We start from the raw sequence: 16176 nt of genomic DNA on the forward strand, positions 1-16176 counted from the left end.
GCTGGAAGGTCTACAGCTCGCAAACCTCTGCCGCATTCTGCATCGGGCAGGGCTTGGTTTCGGTGCTGGCTGCAAAGGCGCCGAACACGGTGAGGATCACCAGGACTGCGGCCTGTATCAGGGTCAGGAGTTTCATCGGGTTTGCCTCGGTCGTTTTTTGTGCTTTTCAGCATGTGGCGCCCGCACCCTGATTTGCGCAAGTCACAAATACCTGAGCCTTGTTGACGCGGCGTGATCTGCGCAAAGTTCCGCCAATGAAAAAGGCCCCCTGCGCAAACAGGGGGCCTTTTGTCGATGCGTCGTCTGACGGGTGCGGCTTACGCCGCCTTCGCCAGGTTGCGCAGCACGTAGTGCAGAACGCCGCCGTGTTCGACGTATTCCCGCTCGATCCCGGTGTCGATCCGGCACTTGAGCGTGATCTCTTTCGTCGAGCCATCGGCGTAGGTGATGGTGCAGGGCGTGTCCTGGCCCGGCTTCACATCGTCGAGGCCAGTGATCGAAACGCTTTCGTCCCCGGTCAGCTTCAGCGATTTGCGCGTTTCGCCGCCGGTGAATTCGAACGGGATGACGCCCATGCCCACCAGGTTCGACCGGTGGATACGCTCAAAGCTTTCGGCGATCACCGCCTTTACACCCAGCAGCGCCGTGCCCTTGGCCGCCCAGTCGCGGCTGGAACCTGCGCCGTACTGTTCGCCGCCGAAGATCACCAGCGGCTTGCCGGCCTCTTGATAGGCCATGGCGGCGTCGAAGATCGACGTCTGTTCGCCGTCGGGGCCCTTGGTATAGCCGCCTTCGACGCCGTCCAGCATCTCGTTCTTGATGCGGATGTTGGCGAAGGTGCCGCGCATCATCACCTCGTGGTTGCCGCGACGGCTGCCGTACGAGTTGAATTCGCGCACCGGCACCTGTCGTTCCACTAGGTACTGACCGGCAGGGGTCGATTCCTTGAACGACCCCGCGGGGCTGATGTGGTCGGTGGTGATCATGTCGCCCAGAAGCGCCAGGATGCCGGCATTCTCGATATTGGTGATGGTGCCGGGTTCGGGGTCCATATCTTGGAAATACGGCGGGTTCTGCACGTAGGTCGAGGTCGGCGGCCAGTCATAGGTCTGGGCGTCGGTGGTTTCGACCTCGCGCCATTTCTCGTCGCCCTTGAAGACGTCGGCGTATTTCTCCTGGAAACTTTCGCGCGTCACGGTGCGTTCGACGAGGTCCGCGATTTCCTTGGACGACGGCCAGATGTCCTTGAGATAGACATCGTTGCCGTCCTTATCGGTGCCCAGGCTTTCGGTTGTGATGTCGATGTTCATGTCACCAACCAGCGCGTAAGCCACGACCAGCGGCGGCGAGGCCAGGTAGTTGGCGCGCACGTCCGGGCTGATCCGGCCCTCGAAGTTGCGGTTGCCCGACAGGACCGAGGTGGCAATGAGGTCGTTGTCGCTGATGCACTTGGAGATTTCGGGTGCCAGCGGACCGGAGTTGCCGATGCAGGTGGTGCAGCCATAGCCCACGAGGTTGAAGCCGATGGCGTCCAGATCCTCTTGCAGTTCTGCCGCCTCGAGATAGGCCGACACGACTTGGCTGCCGGGGGCCAGCGATGTCTTGACCCAGGGCTTGCGGGTCAGGCCGCGTTCGCGCGCCTTGCGCGCTACGAGGCCCGCGCCGATCATCACATAAGGGTTCGAGGTGTTGGTGCAGGAGGTGATCGAGGCGATCACGATCGACCCGTCGTGCATCTGGAACTTGTCGTCACCGACCTGCGCATAGCCGCGCTCGTGATGACCCTCGTCGCCGGGGATGTCCTGGGGTTCGGGCTGGCCGCCTTCGCCTTCCCAGCGGATCTCCTCCTTGGGGGAGGCATCCTTGCCCTCGCGCACGCCCTTGATGTAATCGCCGAAGGCCGACGCGGCCTTGTCGAGCGCGATATAATCCTGCGGGCGCTTGGGGCCGGAAATGGCGGGGACGATGGTGCCCATGTCCAGCTCCAGCGTGTCGGTATAGACCGGATCATAGGACCCGTCGCGCCACATGCAGTTGTCCTTGGCGTATTGTTCGACCAGCGCGATGCGGTCCTTGGCGCGGCCGGTCATTTCCAGATAGCGCAGGGTTTCCTGGTCGATCGGGAAGAAGCCGCAGGTCGCGCCGTATTCCGGCGCCATGTTGGCGATGGTCGCGCGATCGGCGAGCGGCAGGTTGTCCAGCCCGTCGCCGTAGAATTCCACGAATTTGCTGACCACGCCCTTTTCGCGCAGCATTTCCACGACCTTGAGCACGAGGTCGGTGCCGGTGGTGCCTTCGATCATCTTGCCGGTCAGCTTGAAGCCGACGACCTCGGGGATCAGCATGGAAATCGGCTGCCCCAGCATCGCGGCTTCGGCCTCGATCCCGCCGACGCCCCAGCCCAGAACGGCGGCGCCGTTGACCATGGTGGTGTGACTGTCGGTGCCCACCAGCGTGTCGGGATAGGCGACCTCTTCACCGTTCTGGTCGGTGTCGGTCCAGACGGTCTGGGCGAGGTACTCCAGGTTCACCTGGTGGCAGATGCCGGTGCCCGGCGGCACGACGCGGAAGTTGTTGAACGCCTTCTGGCCCCACTTGAGGAAGGTGTAGCGTTCAAGGTTGCGCTCGTACTCGCGGTCCACGTTCATCTGGAACGCGCGCGGGTTGCCGAATTCGTCGATCATGACCGAATGGTCGATCACGAGGTCCACAGGGTTCAGAGGGTTGATCTTTTGCGGATCGCCGCCCAGCGCCTTGATCCCGTCGCGCATTGCGGCAAGGTCAACGACAGCCGGAACGCCGGTGAAATCCTGCATCAGCACGCGGGCCGGGCGGTAGGCGATTTCGCGGGTGGACTTGCCGCCGTCCTGCGCCCAGGCGGCAAACGCCTTGATGTCATCCGTGGTGACGGTCTTGCCATCCTCAAACCGCAGCATGTTCTCGAGCACGACCTTGAGAGCGGCCGGCAGTTTCGAGAAATCGCCAAGGCCCGCGGCCTCTGCGGCGGAGATGGAATAGTAGGCGACGGACTGATCGCCTACGGTAAGCGTCTTGCGGGCTTTGGCACTGTCCTGACCGACGGTGATGGGCATGGAGCACTCCCTTGCAATGCTGAGGTGAACGTAAAAGGCTTAGCCGCTAAATGCCCCAACGCAGGGTGCCAATCAAGGGGGGTGCGGCGTTTTTGTATACCATTGCACACAGAAACGGCGGGTGGCGCGGTATCTGGCCGCGTTGCGGGCAGGTCGTCGCTTGGGCGGCGCTCACCATGTCTCGCAAAACCTTGATTGGTTATTACAGGGTGCGGGCTGTAGGAGTTCTGGATAGCACAGACACAGGACACTTGCACGATGCGCCTTCTTGCCCGCTGCACTATCGCACTTTGGCTGGCCCTCGCGGGCGGCGTTCAGGCGCAATCCAACCCCGTGGTGGTCGAGCTTTTCACCTCGCAGGGCTGTTCGTCCTGTCCGCCCGCCGACGCGCTTCTGGCCAAGCTGGGGCACCGCGACGACGTGATCGCGCTGGCCCTGCACGTGGATTACTGGGACTACATCGGCTGGAAGGACAAATTCGCCTCGCCCGCCTATACCGCGCGGCAAAAGGGCTATGCCCGCGCCAACGGGCGCAGCCGCATCTACACCCCTCAGATGATCGTCAACGGCGTGCACGACGTGGTCGGCAACCGCCCGATGGACGTGTCCGAGATCATCCAGAAACAAAAGCGCCGCGCCACGCCGGTCAGCGTGCGCGCCACGCGCAGCGGCGACCGCGTGGTCGTCGTGGTCAGCACATCGGCCACGGTGGCGTCGAGCGACATTCACCTGGTGCAATACGATCCAGTGCAGACGGTCGACATCCGGCGCGGCGAAAACGCCGGTCGGACGCTGAGCTACAGCCATATCGTGCGCAACTGGCAGGTGATCGGCACCTGGAACGGGCGCGGCACCTACGAAACGTCGGCCACCGTGCGCGGCTCCGCGCCGCTGGTGGTGCTGGTGCAGGGCCAGGATTACGGCCCGGTCTTTGCCGCCGCGCGCTTGCGCTGACGCTTCGGCTTCCAGCGCCGGTGGGTCCACATCCACTGGCCGGGGTCGGCGATGATCCGCGCCTCCAGCCTGCGGGTCGCCTCGGTCATCATGTCGACCGGATCGCCCTCCGGGACCGGTTCCTCGATCTCCACATCGAAGCCATAGCCATCGGGGCGGCGGATGACGAAATAGGGCAGCAGAACCGCGCCTGACTTGAGCGCCATATCCGCAGGCGAGGTCACGGTGGGCGCGGGTTGTCCCAGGAAATCGATCCGAACGCCCGAACTGTCGTAGACATCGAACAGCATTGCGGCCACACCACCCCCGCGCAGATGCCGGAGCAGACCCATCGTGCCGCGGCGGCTTTGCACAAAGACCGGATCGGCGACGTCACGGTAGTTCTGCACGTAGCGCCGGTTCGCGAACGCATTGGACATCGGTCTGAGAAAGGCGCCCACCTCGAACCCGCGCGCCGTCAGCGCGACCCGCCCGAGCACCGGGTTGCCGTAATGCCCCGACACCAGCAGCACCGGGCGCTTGTCGCGCACCGCCTGTTCCAGCACCGCAAGCCCCGGACCGCCAAGGGGATAGTCTGCCACCCGCCGCACCAGTTCGGCGGCATCGTAGTTTTCGATCAGCGCCCGGGCGAGGTTGTCGATCGCCTGATCCGCGATCTCGCGTTTGCGGTCTTCGGGCAGGTCGGGCCAGACATGGTTCAGATTGGCCACGACCCTGTCGTGATAGCGCACCACAGGGGCCAGCACCCGGCGGGCAAGCCAGCCTGTCAGCGCCAGCCGCGTCCGCACGGGCAGCAGCTTGGTCAGGGCAATATAGGCATCCAGTGCCAGGCTCCCGAGGCGGTCAGGCCAGCGGCCCTGTGGATCTTCGGGGTCGGTCTGGGTTTTCTCGGCCACGTCTGCGCCCCTGCCTCGCTTTGCCTATTTCTAGGGGGGCGGGCGGGGCGGTACAAGGGCAGGGTGCGGGTCAGCCGGCGTCGTCCTCCTCGTCCCCGGCGCTGAGCAGCGTGATCTCGCCGCTGGCGACCAGATTGCGGATCGCCGTCACGATAGCGTTCATCGCCTCTTCGCCGACCTTGGCCTTGACGGTGCCGCGTTCCGCTGCCTCTTCGCGCAGGGCGGCGGCCATGCGCTTGGACATGTTGTCGGTCAGGAAATCCACCGCGCGCTGGTCTTCTTCGCTGGTGGCGGCGGCGATGGCGGTGCTGATCACGGCGGCATCCACGTCGCGGCTGATCTTCGGCACGTCCGTCGGGTTCAGCCGGTCGGGAATGTTGGGGAAGGTAAAGATGGCGCGGCGCACGGCCTCGGCAAAGTCGCGGTCGGTTTCCTCGAGCCCGGTCAGCACGTCCTCGCGGATGTTGGCGCGGGAATAGTTCAGGATCGCGCCGACGCGGTCCACCGGTTTGCCTGCAAAAGCGCGGGCCGGTTCGGCGTCGATCTGGCTGGCCAGGCTCAGCCCGATGCGTTCCACCGCGTCGGGGGTCACGCCGCCGGTCATCGACACGGCATAGGTGATGCGCCGGGCCTTGGCCCCGGGCAGGCGGCCCAGCAGCCCCGCGGCCTTGGCCACATCGAGTTTCGAGATCATCACCGCCGCCACCTCGGTGCTTTCGGACTGGATCAGCCGCTCCAGCGTTTCCAGATCCAGAGCGGCCAGCCGTTGCCACGGGTCGCCGATCTGGCGCACACCGGCCTCTTTCCGCAGCCGCTGGGCGGTCTGCGGGCTGATCTTGCCGTCAAGCGCATAGAGCGCCCCGGCCATGTCGCCGGGAAAGGACAGGCCCACCGATTCGAGCTCATCTGCGAATTCCAGCACCACCGCGTTCAGCGTCGCGCGGTCCACATAGCGCATCGACCCCAGTTGCTGGGTCAGCTGCGCCTGCAGCGCGTCGGGCAGCGATGACAGCGGCACATCGGTGCCCTCGTTGAGGATGAATTGCACAATGATCGCCGCCTTGGCCCGGCGCGACAGGGGGACGGGCGGCGCTGCCGCCGGGGCGGACGGTGCGGCGGCAAGGGAAAGGGCCTTTGTCATGGGAACGCTCCGTATGTCAGCGCCTCAGCGTTACCCGCGCGAGGTTAACGAAGGCCGAAGTCCCGCGGCTTTTTGGCTCCCATGGAACGCATGGGGTTTGATCCGGGTTGATCCTCTGACAGGGCCGCCCGCAGCGCGGCCCGATTTCAATTCAAAGGAGACAGGCATGACAAAGACGCTTTTGATTACGGGCGCATCTTCGGGCATCGGAGCGGAAACCGCCCGCGCCGCCGTGGCCTCGGGCTGGAACGTGGCGCTTGTGGCACGCTCTGCCGACAAGCTTGACGCGCTGGCCAAGGAACTGGGCGACGCGGCCATCGCCATCAAGGCCGACGTGACCGAGCTTTCGCAGATCGAGGATGCGGTCGCGAAGACGGTCGAAAAGTTCGGCGGGCTGGACGCCGCCTTTGCCAATGCGGGCAAGGGCCTCGATACACCCGGCACCGAACAGGGCGATCCCGAAGAGTGGCGCACCCTCGTCGATCTCAACATCATGGGGCTACTCTATACCACCCGTGCGGCACTGCCCGAATTGCGCAAGACCAAGGGGCACCTGGTGCTGACCGGCTCTGCCGCCGGGCGCAACCACATCAAGGGGTCGATCTACGGCGCGACGAAGTGGTTCGTGCACGGCTACGGCGGCAACATGTCCGCCGAGATGCGCGAATGGGGCGGGCGCTGCACGGTGGTGTCGCCGGGCATGGTCGACACGCCGTTCTTCGATGAGCCCAAGCCCGACAAGATCCAGCCCGAGGATGTGGGCAACGCCGTGGTCTATGCGCTGAACCAGAATCCGCGCGCCGAACTGCGCGAGATCCACATCATGCCGACCGGCTAAGGTCGGATCGGCCAGCAAGCGCGGCGGGCGTCATGAGCCCCTGCCGCATGTTGTTTTCTCGATGGTCGCTTGATCCGCGGTTCTTGGTTTTCCGATGAAAAAATCTGGGTTTTAAGCCTGGGCGGACTCAGAGCATTGATCGGTGGCACGGAATTATGATTGCCCTTTGTGGCCGCTTGCTCGCACCGGGCCGGTGTGGTCCCCGAAAACGACAAAAGGCGGCCCTTTCAGACCGCCTTTCTCAATTCTAATGAGGTCTTGCCTTAGCTGTTGACGACCTTGCAGCTGCCGGACTCGGCATCGTACATCATGCCGTCGGCGCAGGTCATGGCTTGCTTGGAATGGCCCGAGCAGGCGGCATAGGCCGACACGGTCGATGCAAGCGAAAGCGCCAGGGCGGTCAGAAGTGTCTTGGTCTTCATGGATCGTCCTCCTGTTGAACACCCGAAAGGGTAACACGGATTGACCTTGCGTCAAAACACGGCCCTGTGACCGGCAGGTTCAGCCCTCTGCGCTGCCGAAAACACGGGCAAAGATCGTATCCACATGCTTGGTATGGTAGCCAAGATCGAACTTTTCGCGAATGCCGTCTTCTCCCAGGGCGGCGACGACCTGCGCATCGGCCAGCAACTGTTCCTGGAAATCAACCCGCTCTTCCCAGACCTTGAGCGCGTTGCGCTGCACCATGGCATAGGCATCCTCGCGGCTGACACCCGCTTGGGTCAGCGCCAGAAGCACCCGCTGCGACATCACGAGGCCGGGAAACTTGTTCATGTTTTCCAGCATGTTGTCGGGGAAGATGAGCATCTTTTCGACCACGCCAGCAAGCCGGTGCAGGGCGAAATCCAGCGTGATGGTGGCATCAGGCCCGATCGCCCGCTCGACCGAGGAATGCGAGATGTCGCGTTCGTGCCAGAGCGCCACATTCTCCATCGCCGGTATCACCGCCATGCGCACCAGCCGCGCCAGGCCGGTAAGGTTCTCGGTCAGCACCGGGTTCTTCTTGTGCGGCATCGCGCTTGAGCCCTTTTGACCCATTGAGAAGAACTCCGCCCCCTCCAGCACCTCGGTGCGCTGCATGTGCCGGATCTCGATCGCCACGTTTTCGATGCTCGAGGCGATGACGCCCAGCGTGGCAAAGAACATCGCGTGCCGGTCGCGCGGGATCACCTGGGTGCTGATCAGCTCGGGCGTGAGGCCAAGCTGTTCGCAGACGTGTTCCTCGACCCTTGGGTCGATGTTGGCAAAGGTGCCCACGGCGCCCGAGATCGCGCCGGTGGCCACCTCGGCCCGGGCCGCCTGCAAACGCGCCTTGTTGCGGTCCATTTCGGCATAGAAACGTGCGAAGGTAAGGCCCATGGTGGTGGGTTCGGCGTGAATGCCGTGGCTGCGGCCCACGCGCACGGTGGTCTTGTGTTCAAAGGCGCGGGTCCTGAGCGCCGCCAGCACGCGGTCCATTCCGGCCAGCAGAAGATCGGCGGCGCGCACCAGCTGCACGTTGAGGCAGGTATCAAGCACATCCGAAGAGGTCATGCCCTGGTGGACGAATCGCGCCTCGTCGCTGCCCACGTGTTCGGCCAGATGGGTCAGAAAGGCGATGACATCATGCTTGGTCACGGCCTCGATCTCGTCGATGCGGGCGACGTCGAATTCCACATCCCTCGCTTTCCACACGGCTTCGGCATTCTCGCGCGGGATCACGCCCAGGTCGGCCATGGCATCGCAGGCATGCGCCTCGATCTCGTACCAGATGCGGAACTTGGTGGCGGGGTCCCAGATGGCGACCATGTCGGGGCGGGAGTAGCGGGGGATCATCGGGTGCGATCCTTTCTGATGGGTTGTGGCAGCGTTCGGGGCGGTCATAGACCGCGCCCGCCCCAGCGACAAGTCGGGCGGGGCGCGGCATGACCGCTGCGCGGTGCTGGTGCGACAGGGCGGGACGGTCAGCCCTCCAGCAGCTCCGTTTCGGTGGTCGAGCTGCGTTCCAGCGTCCGGTGCACCGGACATTTGTCCGCGATCTCCAGCAGTTTGGCGCGTTGCGCGGCGTCCAGATCGCCCTCCAGCCGGATGCGGCGGCGGAAGACGTCAATCTTCTGCTCGGACGCGGTACCGGCATCCTGCGCATGCACCTTGTCGTGGCAGACATCGACCTGCACATGCGCCAGCGGCCAGCCCTTGCGCCGCGCGTACATCCGGATCGTCATCGAGGTGCAGGCCCCAAGCCCGGCGCTGATGAAACCGTAGGGCGACATGCCGCGATTGGTGCCGCCATAGGCCAGCGGTTCGTCGGCCACGGCGTGGTGATGCGGCCCGGCCTGCACGTCCTGCAAGAACCCCTTTGGATCGGCCTCGGACACGCGCACCACGCCCTCGGGCGCGCCGATGGGCGGCGCGGGGGGCGTCAGCGTCAGATAGCGGCCGGCCCATGCGCTGATCACCTCGGCGGCGTATTCGGCATCCGCCGGGTCCGAAATCAGGTGATCCGCCCCGTCGAGCGTCACGAAGCTCTTGGGATGTTTGGCGGCAAGGAAGATATCGCTGGCGTTCGAGATATCGACCACCGCGTCGCGCGGGGCATGCAGCACGAGCAGCGCCTTTCTGAGCGTGGCGACCGCCTGCTTGAGGTGCGCGCCTTCCACATCCTCGACGAACGCGCGCCCGATGGTGAAGGGGCGGCCGCCCAGATCGACCTTTGCCTGCCCTACGCTGCGGATATCGTCGAGGGCCGCGCCGAAATTGTGGGTGACATGGCCCGGATCGAAGGGCGCGGCCAGCGTCACGACCGCCGTGGCCGATGCGATGCCCGCCGCGGCGCGCAACACCGCCGCCCCGCCCAGCGAATGGCCGATCAGCAGGTCGGGGGGCATGCCCCGTTCGGTCAGCGCCCGGGCCGCGTTTTGCAGGTCTTCGGCGTTCGAGGTGAAGGTGGTGTTGGCGAATTCGCCTTGCGAATGGCCCAGCCCGGTGAAATCGAAGCGCAGCACCGCAATTCCCATCGCCGCCAGCCTGGCCGAGATGCGGCGCGCGGCGGCGATGTCCTTGCCGCAAGTAAAGCAATGCGCAAAAAGCGCCGTGGCCAGATGCGGCCCGTCCGGCAGATCAAGGCGCGCCGCCAGCGTGTCGCCGGCATGGCCTTCGAAGGTCAATCGCTCTGTGGGCATTGTGCGGATCCTAATGGTGTCTGCCAACAGTGTGACCGCGTGCGCAGCTGTGCAAGCCGCATGACAGACGCGTCACGCGAAGGTGAGGGCGGCGAAGCGGCCATGTGCCGTGGCCCTGTGCGGTCGAAGCGCGCTTGTCTGACATGTGCGACTATGCTTTGCTCGACCCAGTTTATTTTTGGAAGGCGTGTGGATGTCCGACAATTCCACCTTTGGCAAAGCGCTTGTCTATACCAGTGCAGGGGTCGGCGTGGTGATCGGCGTCATCCAGATTGGCGAGTGGTTGGCGGGCGGCAAAACCCCCTCCGCCACCGGCCTGATCGACGTCACCCCAAGCATACAATCCGAGGCGGACATCGGCGGGACTTCGGCATCGACCGGGAACACGGCCGCACCGACAGCCGAAGCCTCTTCACCGCCGCCGCTGACGGGGACGGAACAGGAACTGGCCGTGCGGATCGTGGATGTCCTGGCGCTGAGATGCGAAGGTGTATCGCTGCGCGACGTGTCCGCCACGGCGCAAACCACGCCAGCCTCGGAAACGACGTCAGGATTTGACGGCCATTACATCGAAGGCGAGGTTGTGGTGGTGGCCGACGACCAACCCTACCGGGTCCGTCTTCAGGGGACAGGGAAAGGACCGGACGGCGCACGCGCCGCCCTGAGCATGGCTGTTGCCGGATTGGAAAGGCTGATTTTGGCCACCGATGGCCTGAAAGATTTTTGCAAGGAGAGTTGAGTATGACACCACGCCAAATGCTGGGCCGGATGCTGGGCAGCGCCGCCATCGCGCTTTGCGCGCACTTGCCGATGCCCGCGCTTGCCGCGTCATCGGTCGATGGCAGCATGGACGAAATCGCGGAACAGATCGTCGAGCGCACCCGCACCGAGGGGCGCGCCACCATCGGCATCTCGACCTTCACCCATTCCGACGGCACCTGTTCCGACCTGTCGAACTACATGACGGAATTCATCGTCGACAGCCTGTTCAACGTGGGCGAGGGCAAGATCGACATCATCGAACGCTCGCAACTCTCTGCGATCTTTCGCGAAATGGAACTGGTCTTTGACGGCACCATCGCGCCCGACGCGGCCAAGCGACTGGGCGAGATCGAGGGGGTCGACGCGGTGGTGACCGGATCGCTTATCCAGTTCGGTGAGCAGGTCAAGGTGCAGGCGCGGATGATCTCGACCGAGGATGGCCGGCTTTTCGCCACCGCCCGGTCCGACTTTCCCTCGGTCGGCAGCGTGGCCGATATGATGGCCACCCGCAGCCGCGGCGCCTGCGGGTTCACCACCGCCAGCGGCGGCGAGGCGGCGACCACACAGGTCGTCGTGGTCGACAGCGGGAGTGGACAGGCACGTGCGCAACAGCAAAGCTTGGCGGAACCGTCACGAAGATATTCGTCGGATGTATACGAGGCTGAGGTGTCGAGCTTGATTTATTCGAAATCCAAGGGCGAGGCGACCTTCGCGATGCGGTTCAAGAACACAACCGAGAACACTATCGCCCTGGCGTATCTTCCGAACTCGATCTCGATCGCGGACGGGCAGGGTGGGTTCATGGAACCTCAGGGAAACTGGTCGGGCCTGCGCACCTGCTACGGCGAGAGCTATTTGCAATACTGTAATGCGAGCGATCCCAAGTATGCGACTGTCTTGCCGGCTGGAAAGGTGGCGCAGCTGAACTTTCAGGTGGTTGGAGACAAAGACATTGAAGCGCCGCGCTTTACACTGGCGCTGGAGCTTGTCGTGACGCCGAACGTGGAGGAAAAAGAGTCCTACTCAGTGCAGTCCCTTGGGTTCTACGACATGCCGCCGGACAGCTAAGCGCGGTCAGGCCATGCCCATCAGCGCCGAATCGAAGGGGTAGAAGGTCAGGTCCTCGTACCCGTCCTCGGTGATCAGCACCTGGTCCTCGAGCTTGATCGAGAAATCGCCGTTCTCGGGCGAGGCTAGCACCTCGACGCATAGGGTCATGCCCGGCTCCAACGCGTAGTCGAAGGCGCCCGGCACGGCCTGGTCGGGGTACGCCACCAGCGGCCATTCATCGCAAAGGCCGACGCCGTGCATGAGGCAGCCGTATTTCTGCTTTTGCAGAGTGGGCCAGAGGGTGTGGCAATTGGCGCTGAGCTCGGGGATGGTGACGCCGGGCTTCAGCATCTCTTTGTTGACCATGATATGTTCGTGCGCGTGCTGCATCGTCGCCACCATGTCGGGGCGGGGTTTGTCGGGGCCGATCCACCAGGTCCGCGAGATGTCGATGCAAATCCCGTAGGATCCGACAAGATCGGTGTCGAAGGCGATGATTTCATTGGGTTTCGTGATCCGCCCGCCGCATTCCTGGAACCACGGGTTGGTGCGCGGCCCCGAGGTCAGCAGCCGGGTTTCGATCCATTCGCCGCCGCGGCGGATGTTTTCCGCATGCAGCACCGCCCAGATGTCATCCTCGGAGGTCTGGCCCAGCGGCACGTTGGCGCGGGCAAAGGCCTCCATCTCGGCCACCGCGACCTCGCAGGCGTGAGAGGCGCAGCGCATCGCCTTGATCTCGTCCGGGCCTTTGACGGATCGCGCCTTTTCAGTGACTTCCTCGCCTTCCTTGATGTCAAGTCCTTGTGCTTCGAGCGCGCGAAGTCCGTGCAGCATGATCTTGTCCACCGCCAGCCGGGTGTTGCCGCCCGCATGTTCGGACAGCAGGATCCGGACCTCGTTGGCGAACCTGTCGGCGGCTATGTCGCATTTGTCGCCGCGGTCGAAATAGAAAAGATCCGCGCCAGAGCGCGCTTCGCGCACCAGGGGATTGAAACTGCTCAGGAAAGGCGAGTTCTTGTAGTCCCAGATCACCATGTAGCCATCGGCACAGACCAGCACGGCCCGGAACGGGTTGTGGGTGTTCCAGAGCTGCATGTTGGTACTGTCGGTCGCGTAGCGGATGTTGAGCGGGTCGAAGAGCAGCAGCCCCGCATAGTCGCGCGCCACGATGTGGCTGACCAGCCGCTGCCAGCGAAAGCGGCGCATGGCGGGCAGGTCGGGCAGGTCCAGCCCTTTGGCGGCCCATTCCTGATAGGCCAGCCGGGTTGGGCCGATTTCGATGCGGTCCTCGTCATTGGGGGTCATGTCGCCCAGCAGCGCGCCGCGCGTGGGGTCGATCTTGCGGGTGTCGCGGTAATGGGTGTTCATCGAAACCTCCTGCCTTTGCCGCAGCCTGAGCCACAACCGGGGGCGATTCGCGCCTGCCTGCGACGCGCCGCAATGTCGTTTCCGTTAGGTTAAGGCGGCACCACTCCTCCGCCCGGGTGGGCGTCCTCGTGCCCGTTTCGGCGCCAGGTCTTCCCGTTTGACCAAGGGCCGGGTAGTCAGGCGCATGATCCTGCACCGCCGACTGCCCTTCGACATTCACGACGCCCGGCCGTTGCCGGGAGTGCAGCCTTTGGGTGATGCGCCTTGGCTGCTGGTGGACGAGGCCTATGCCGGGCAGATGGCCGAGCGGGCGCGCCTGCTGGCCGAGCGGCGCGCGGAGGTGCTGCAACTGTCGCAAGCGGGGAAGGCTGCGGCGGCAGAGCTTTTGCAGACGGTGCTGGCGGCGCTGCCGGAGGGGTTTTCCACTGCGGGTGACACGGTACGGCGGCCTGACGGCGGCAGCCTGCGGATCGACCCCGACGATCCGCTGGGCACGCTGGGCCATCTGGTGCAGGAGGATCTGTGCCTGCTGGAAAAGCAGGGGGAGGAGCACATCCTGACCGGCGCGGTGCTGTGTTTTCCGGCAAGCTGGCGTCTGGCGGAGAAGTTCATGCGCCCGCTGACCGACATTCATGCGCCTGTGCCGGATTACGACGCAGGTATTGCGCGCCGGGTGCAGCGGCTGTTCGACGGGCTGCAGGTCGGGCGCCCGATCTGGCGGTTCAACCGGCTGTGGTACGACGACCCGACACTTCACCAGCCCCGCTCGCGCGGTGCGCCGCGGCCGCTGAGTGACCCCGGACAGGCGCCGTTTCTGCGGTCCGAGCGGCAATGCCTGCTGCGGTTGCCGGTCACGCGCGCGGTGGTGTTCAGCATTCACACCTACGTGCTGGCGCAGGCCGATGTGCCGGGCGGATCAGGGCATTAAAGTGCTTGAAAGCTGGGCGATAACCCCCTGATTTTGCAGCACGACGAAGAGCGCACTAAGGGTCAGCGCCTGGGTCACGCGGCGAAAGTTCATCCCACGCGCGGCCCCCACAACCGTCATCGACGCACCAACCGGCGGCGCGATACAGGCCACCGTGCCGGTCATCGCCCAGCTTGCGGCCTGCATCCGGAATTCGTCACCCTTGGTGTCGCGCAACGCCTCGCAATGGGCCAACAGCCGTTCGGTCAGGTGCGACTGCCGTTCTAGCTGGCAGCCATCGGGCAGCTGTTCGCGGAAAAGCGCGTTGAGCCCGTTGGTGTCCAGTGTTTCGGGGTTGATCGGCGGTAGGCCGTAGTCCAGATCCTCGGGCTCGGCCTCGTGGGTTCTGCGGGGCGAGACATAGCTGCAGATGTCGACGAATTCCTCGGCCTCGAGCACGGTGTCGGGCGTGAACCATTCGATCAGGTCCGCATCGCTGAATTCCAGCGCCGCCATGACCGTGTCGGACAGGATGCGCGCGGCGCGCTCCTCGGAAAAGCGGGCGTTGGGGCAAGCGGTGGCGGTGATCACCACGCGCGGGCCGTCGCTGCCGTCCTCGTCGGTTGCAATTGTCAGGCGGATGGTGTCGCCGGACACCTGTGCGATGCTGTGAAGCACGCGCGCCTCGCTGCCGGGGGCGATATCGCGGGCGGTGATCGCCTCGTGCGCGGCGACCAGGTAAGGATCGACGTCCAGCCCACAGGCATCGGGCAGGATCAGGGCGGCATAGCTGGACGGTGCGCGGGGCATGAGACATTCCACTAGGTCGGTTTGCCCAATCCTGCGCGCCAATTGCGGAAGAACTTGGACACAATCCGTCCAAAACCGGGGTATCTGGTTCCGAATATGGCGCAACGCGGTGTCGCGGGCCGCCTAGCTTTCGCCCGTTGCCGCGGGGGTGTGGCGTTCGACCCAGTCCTGCACCTCTTGCAGGCGGGTCCGGGCCACCGGCACCATCGTTTCGTCGGCCAGTTTCAGCATATGCCGCCCGCCGCTGCGCTGGAGCGCGGGCGCGGCTTGCCGCGACACCCACCAGGACCGATGCGGCTGAACCCCGTCCTCGGGGCGGGTCTGGGCCACAAGGTCCGACAGCCGCGCCCGCTGGGTGATCTGTGTCCCGTCCAGCGTCACGCAGACATGATGTTCGCGCGCCTCGATATGACGGACAGAGGTGACAGGCACCTTTTCCGCCCCGACCACGATATGGCGGGCCGCGGGGGCGGTCTTCTGTGTCTTTTGGGCGGCGACGATGCGCCGATAGGTGTGGGTCTGCGGCACAACGAAGGTGTAGAACAGCGTTTCGAACACCTGAACGAGCAGGAAGAAGAACAGGATGCGGCCCGGGATGTCGAACACATGTGCCCCGGTGGTCAGGAAATACGCAAAGGATTCGCCCAGGATCACCGCCGGACCCATGGCAATCGCGCTTTTCAGCGGCACCGGGGTCAGCATTCCCGGAAACCACAGCGACACCGCCGCAAAGCCCGTCAGAACCAGTGAGCAGATGGCCAGATACATCAGCATCGCGATGGGCCAGAACACCGCGATCTGCCAGAACGAGACAAGCTGGTGCACGTCGAAGGGATCGGACGCGCCGATCGCCACCAGCACCAGCGCCAGGAAAACCAGGGCCCGCGGATCAACCAGGACTCGCACCAGTTCGGCGACGCTCAGGCTGACCTTCGACCCCAGAAGCGAGATCAGGTGAAGTTTCTGAGACAGGATCCGTTTCACGATTATCGTGTCATTTCTGGTCTTTGCTGACGCTTTAGAGCGACAATCGCATTGTCCGTGCCCGGTGCTCAACCCTTTGAGTGGTCAGGGCAGGCTGACGCAACGTCAGGGGAGGTCCAAAACCGATAGCTTCAATTTTGACGTGTAGGCGGTCGGAAAAACACCTGTGCGCCAGCGCACCAAACCTGCGGCCTTTTCGATCTTTCGTAAAGA

General features: G+C 64.3%; 15 protein-coding genes. 5 read left to right on the forward strand and 10 right to left on the reverse strand.

Annotated features, from left to right (window positions below):
- Positions 1-10: 10 nt before the first annotated feature.
- Positions 11-136 carry a hypothetical protein gene (locus tag ACOXXX_RS17030; protein ID WP_422827811.1) on the reverse strand — a complete coding sequence of 42 codons (126 nt, stop codon included), beginning with the start codon at positions 134-136 and terminating at the stop codon, positions 11-13.
- 181 nt (positions 137-317) lie between these two features.
- Entirely contained in the window at positions 318-3092 is a 2775-nt protein-coding gene (acnA, locus tag ACOXXX_RS17035) for an aconitate hydratase AcnA (RefSeq protein ID WP_422827812.1), read from the reverse strand.
- Positions 3093-3350: 258 nt separating this feature from the next.
- On the opposite strand from acnA, the gene ACOXXX_RS17040 reads away from it, so the two are divergent.
- A complete protein-coding gene (locus ACOXXX_RS17040; RefSeq protein WP_422827813.1) occupies positions 3351-4046 on the forward strand; it encodes a DUF1223 domain-containing protein in 696 nt (231 codons plus the stop codon).
- Here ACOXXX_RS17040 and ACOXXX_RS17045 read toward each other — a convergent pair.
- Entirely contained in the window at positions 4010-4942 is a 933-nt protein-coding gene (locus ACOXXX_RS17045) for a lysophospholipid acyltransferase family protein (RefSeq protein ID WP_422827814.1), read from the reverse strand. The two genes, ACOXXX_RS17040 and ACOXXX_RS17045, sit on opposite strands and share 37 nt — an antisense overlap.
- A 70-nt stretch (positions 4943-5012) precedes the next feature.
- On the reverse strand, positions 5013-6083 hold the full coding sequence (locus ACOXXX_RS17050) for a flagellar motor switch protein FliG (protein WP_422827815.1): 1071 nt from the start codon (positions 6081-6083) through the stop codon (positions 5013-5015).
- A gap of 166 nt (positions 6084-6249) precedes the next feature.
- Here ACOXXX_RS17050 and ACOXXX_RS17055 point away from each other — a divergent pair, with 166 nt between their 5' ends.
- Complete coding sequence (locus ACOXXX_RS17055; RefSeq protein WP_422827816.1) at positions 6250-6921, forward strand: SDR family oxidoreductase; 672 nt, start codon at positions 6250-6252, stop codon at positions 6919-6921.
- A gap of 263 nt (positions 6922-7184) precedes the next feature.
- Here the strand turns inward: ACOXXX_RS17055 and ACOXXX_RS17060 are convergent, their stop codons facing one another.
- The 3 genes from ACOXXX_RS17060 to ACOXXX_RS17070 form a co-directional block, all read right to left on the reverse strand.
- The gene (locus ACOXXX_RS17060) at positions 7185-7343 is read right to left on the reverse strand and encodes a chitin-binding domain-containing protein (protein ID WP_422827817.1); all 159 of its coding nucleotides are present in this window, start codon (positions 7341-7343) and stop codon (positions 7185-7187) included.
- Between the two features lie 79 nt (positions 7344-7422).
- Positions 7423-8736, reverse strand: coding sequence for an adenylosuccinate lyase (gene purB / locus ACOXXX_RS17065; RefSeq protein WP_422827818.1), 1314 nt, complete (start codon positions 8734-8736; stop codon positions 7423-7425).
- Positions 8737-8864: 128 nt separating this feature from the next.
- The gene (locus ACOXXX_RS17070; RefSeq protein ID WP_422827819.1) at positions 8865-10082 is read right to left on the reverse strand and encodes an alpha/beta fold hydrolase; all 1218 of its coding nucleotides are present in this window, start codon (positions 10080-10082) and stop codon (positions 8865-8867) included.
- 193 nt (positions 10083-10275) lie between these two features.
- Here ACOXXX_RS17070 and ACOXXX_RS17075 point away from each other — a divergent pair, with 193 nt between their 5' ends.
- Positions 10276-10821, forward strand: coding sequence for a hypothetical protein (locus tag ACOXXX_RS17075; RefSeq protein WP_422827820.1), 546 nt, complete (start codon positions 10276-10278; stop codon positions 10819-10821).
- Between the two features lie 2 nt (positions 10822-10823).
- Positions 10824-11912, forward strand: a complete 1089-nt coding sequence (locus tag ACOXXX_RS17080) for a FlgO family outer membrane protein (RefSeq protein ID WP_422827821.1) — start codon at positions 10824-10826, stop codon at positions 11910-11912.
- Between the two features lie 6 nt (positions 11913-11918).
- Here ACOXXX_RS17080 and dddP read toward each other — a convergent pair whose 3' ends face one another.
- On the reverse strand, positions 11919-13262 hold the full coding sequence (dddP, locus tag ACOXXX_RS17085; protein ID WP_422827822.1) for a dimethylsulfonioproprionate lyase DddP: 1344 nt from the start codon (positions 13260-13262) through the stop codon (positions 11919-11921).
- A gap of 184 nt (positions 13263-13446) precedes the next feature.
- Here dddP and ACOXXX_RS17090 point away from each other — a divergent pair, with 184 nt between their 5' ends.
- Positions 13447-14190 carry a heme-dependent oxidative N-demethylase family protein gene (locus ACOXXX_RS17090; RefSeq protein ID WP_422827823.1) on the forward strand — a complete coding sequence of 248 codons (744 nt, stop codon included), beginning with the start codon at positions 13447-13449 and terminating at the stop codon, positions 14188-14190.
- Here the strand turns inward: ACOXXX_RS17090 and ACOXXX_RS17095 are convergent.
- Both ACOXXX_RS17095 and ACOXXX_RS17100 read right to left on the reverse strand, forming a co-directional pair.
- Positions 14179-14979 (reverse strand): hypothetical protein, encoded by an 801-nt coding sequence (locus tag ACOXXX_RS17095; protein WP_422827824.1) that lies wholly within the window; start codon positions 14977-14979, stop codon positions 14179-14181. The genes ACOXXX_RS17090 and ACOXXX_RS17095 overlap by 12 nt on opposite strands.
- A 123-nt stretch (positions 14980-15102) precedes the next feature.
- Positions 15103-15963: a LytTR family DNA-binding domain-containing protein gene (locus ACOXXX_RS17100; RefSeq protein WP_422827825.1), complete on the reverse strand. Its 861-nt coding sequence runs from the start codon at positions 15961-15963 to the stop codon at positions 15103-15105.
- Positions 15964-16176 lie beyond the last annotated feature (213 nt).

The organism is Thalassococcus sp. BH17M4-6, assembly GCF_049323015.1.
GTDB lineage: Bacteria > Pseudomonadota > Alphaproteobacteria > Rhodobacterales > Rhodobacteraceae > Puniceibacterium.

Bases quoted from the DNA above. Each gene is read 5' to 3' on its own strand.
- ACOXXX_RS17030 (WP_422827811.1), bottom strand. From the start codon at position 136: ATGAAACTCCTGACCCTGATACAGGCCGCAGTCCTGGTGATCCTCACC.
- acnA (WP_422827812.1), bottom strand. From the start codon at position 3,092: ATGCCCATCACCGTCGGTCAGGACAGTGCCAAAGCCCGCAAGACGCTT.
- ACOXXX_RS17040 (WP_422827813.1), top strand. From the start codon at position 3,351: ATGCGCCTTCTTGCCCGCTGCACTATCGCACTTTGGCTGGCCCTCGCG.
- ACOXXX_RS17050 (WP_422827815.1), bottom strand. From the start codon at position 6,083: ATGACAAAGGCCCTTTCCCTTGCCGCCGCACCGTCCGCCCCGGCGGCA.
- ACOXXX_RS17055 (WP_422827816.1), top strand. From the start codon at position 6,250: ATGACAAAGACGCTTTTGATTACGGGCGCATCTTCGGGCATCGGAGCG.
- ACOXXX_RS17060 (WP_422827817.1), bottom strand. From the start codon at position 7,343: ATGAAGACCAAGACACTTCTGACCGCCCTGGCGCTTTCGCTTGCATCG.
- purB (WP_422827818.1), bottom strand. From the start codon at position 8,736: ATGATCCCCCGCTACTCCCGCCCCGACATGGTCGCCATCTGGGACCCC.
- ACOXXX_RS17070 (WP_422827819.1), bottom strand. From the start codon at position 10,082: ATGCCCACAGAGCGATTGACCTTCGAAGGCCATGCCGGCGACACGCTG.
- ACOXXX_RS17075 (WP_422827820.1), top strand. From the start codon at position 10,276: ATGTCCGACAATTCCACCTTTGGCAAAGCGCTTGTCTATACCAGTGCA.
- ACOXXX_RS17080 (WP_422827821.1), top strand. From the start codon at position 10,824: ATGACACCACGCCAAATGCTGGGCCGGATGCTGGGCAGCGCCGCCATC.
- dddP (WP_422827822.1), bottom strand. From the start codon at position 13,262: ATGAACACCCATTACCGCGACACCCGCAAGATCGACCCCACGCGCGGC.
- ACOXXX_RS17090 (WP_422827823.1), top strand. From the start codon at position 13,447: ATGATCCTGCACCGCCGACTGCCCTTCGACATTCACGACGCCCGGCCG.
- ACOXXX_RS17095 (WP_422827824.1), bottom strand. From the start codon at position 14,979: ATGCCCCGCGCACCGTCCAGCTATGCCGCCCTGATCCTGCCCGATGCC.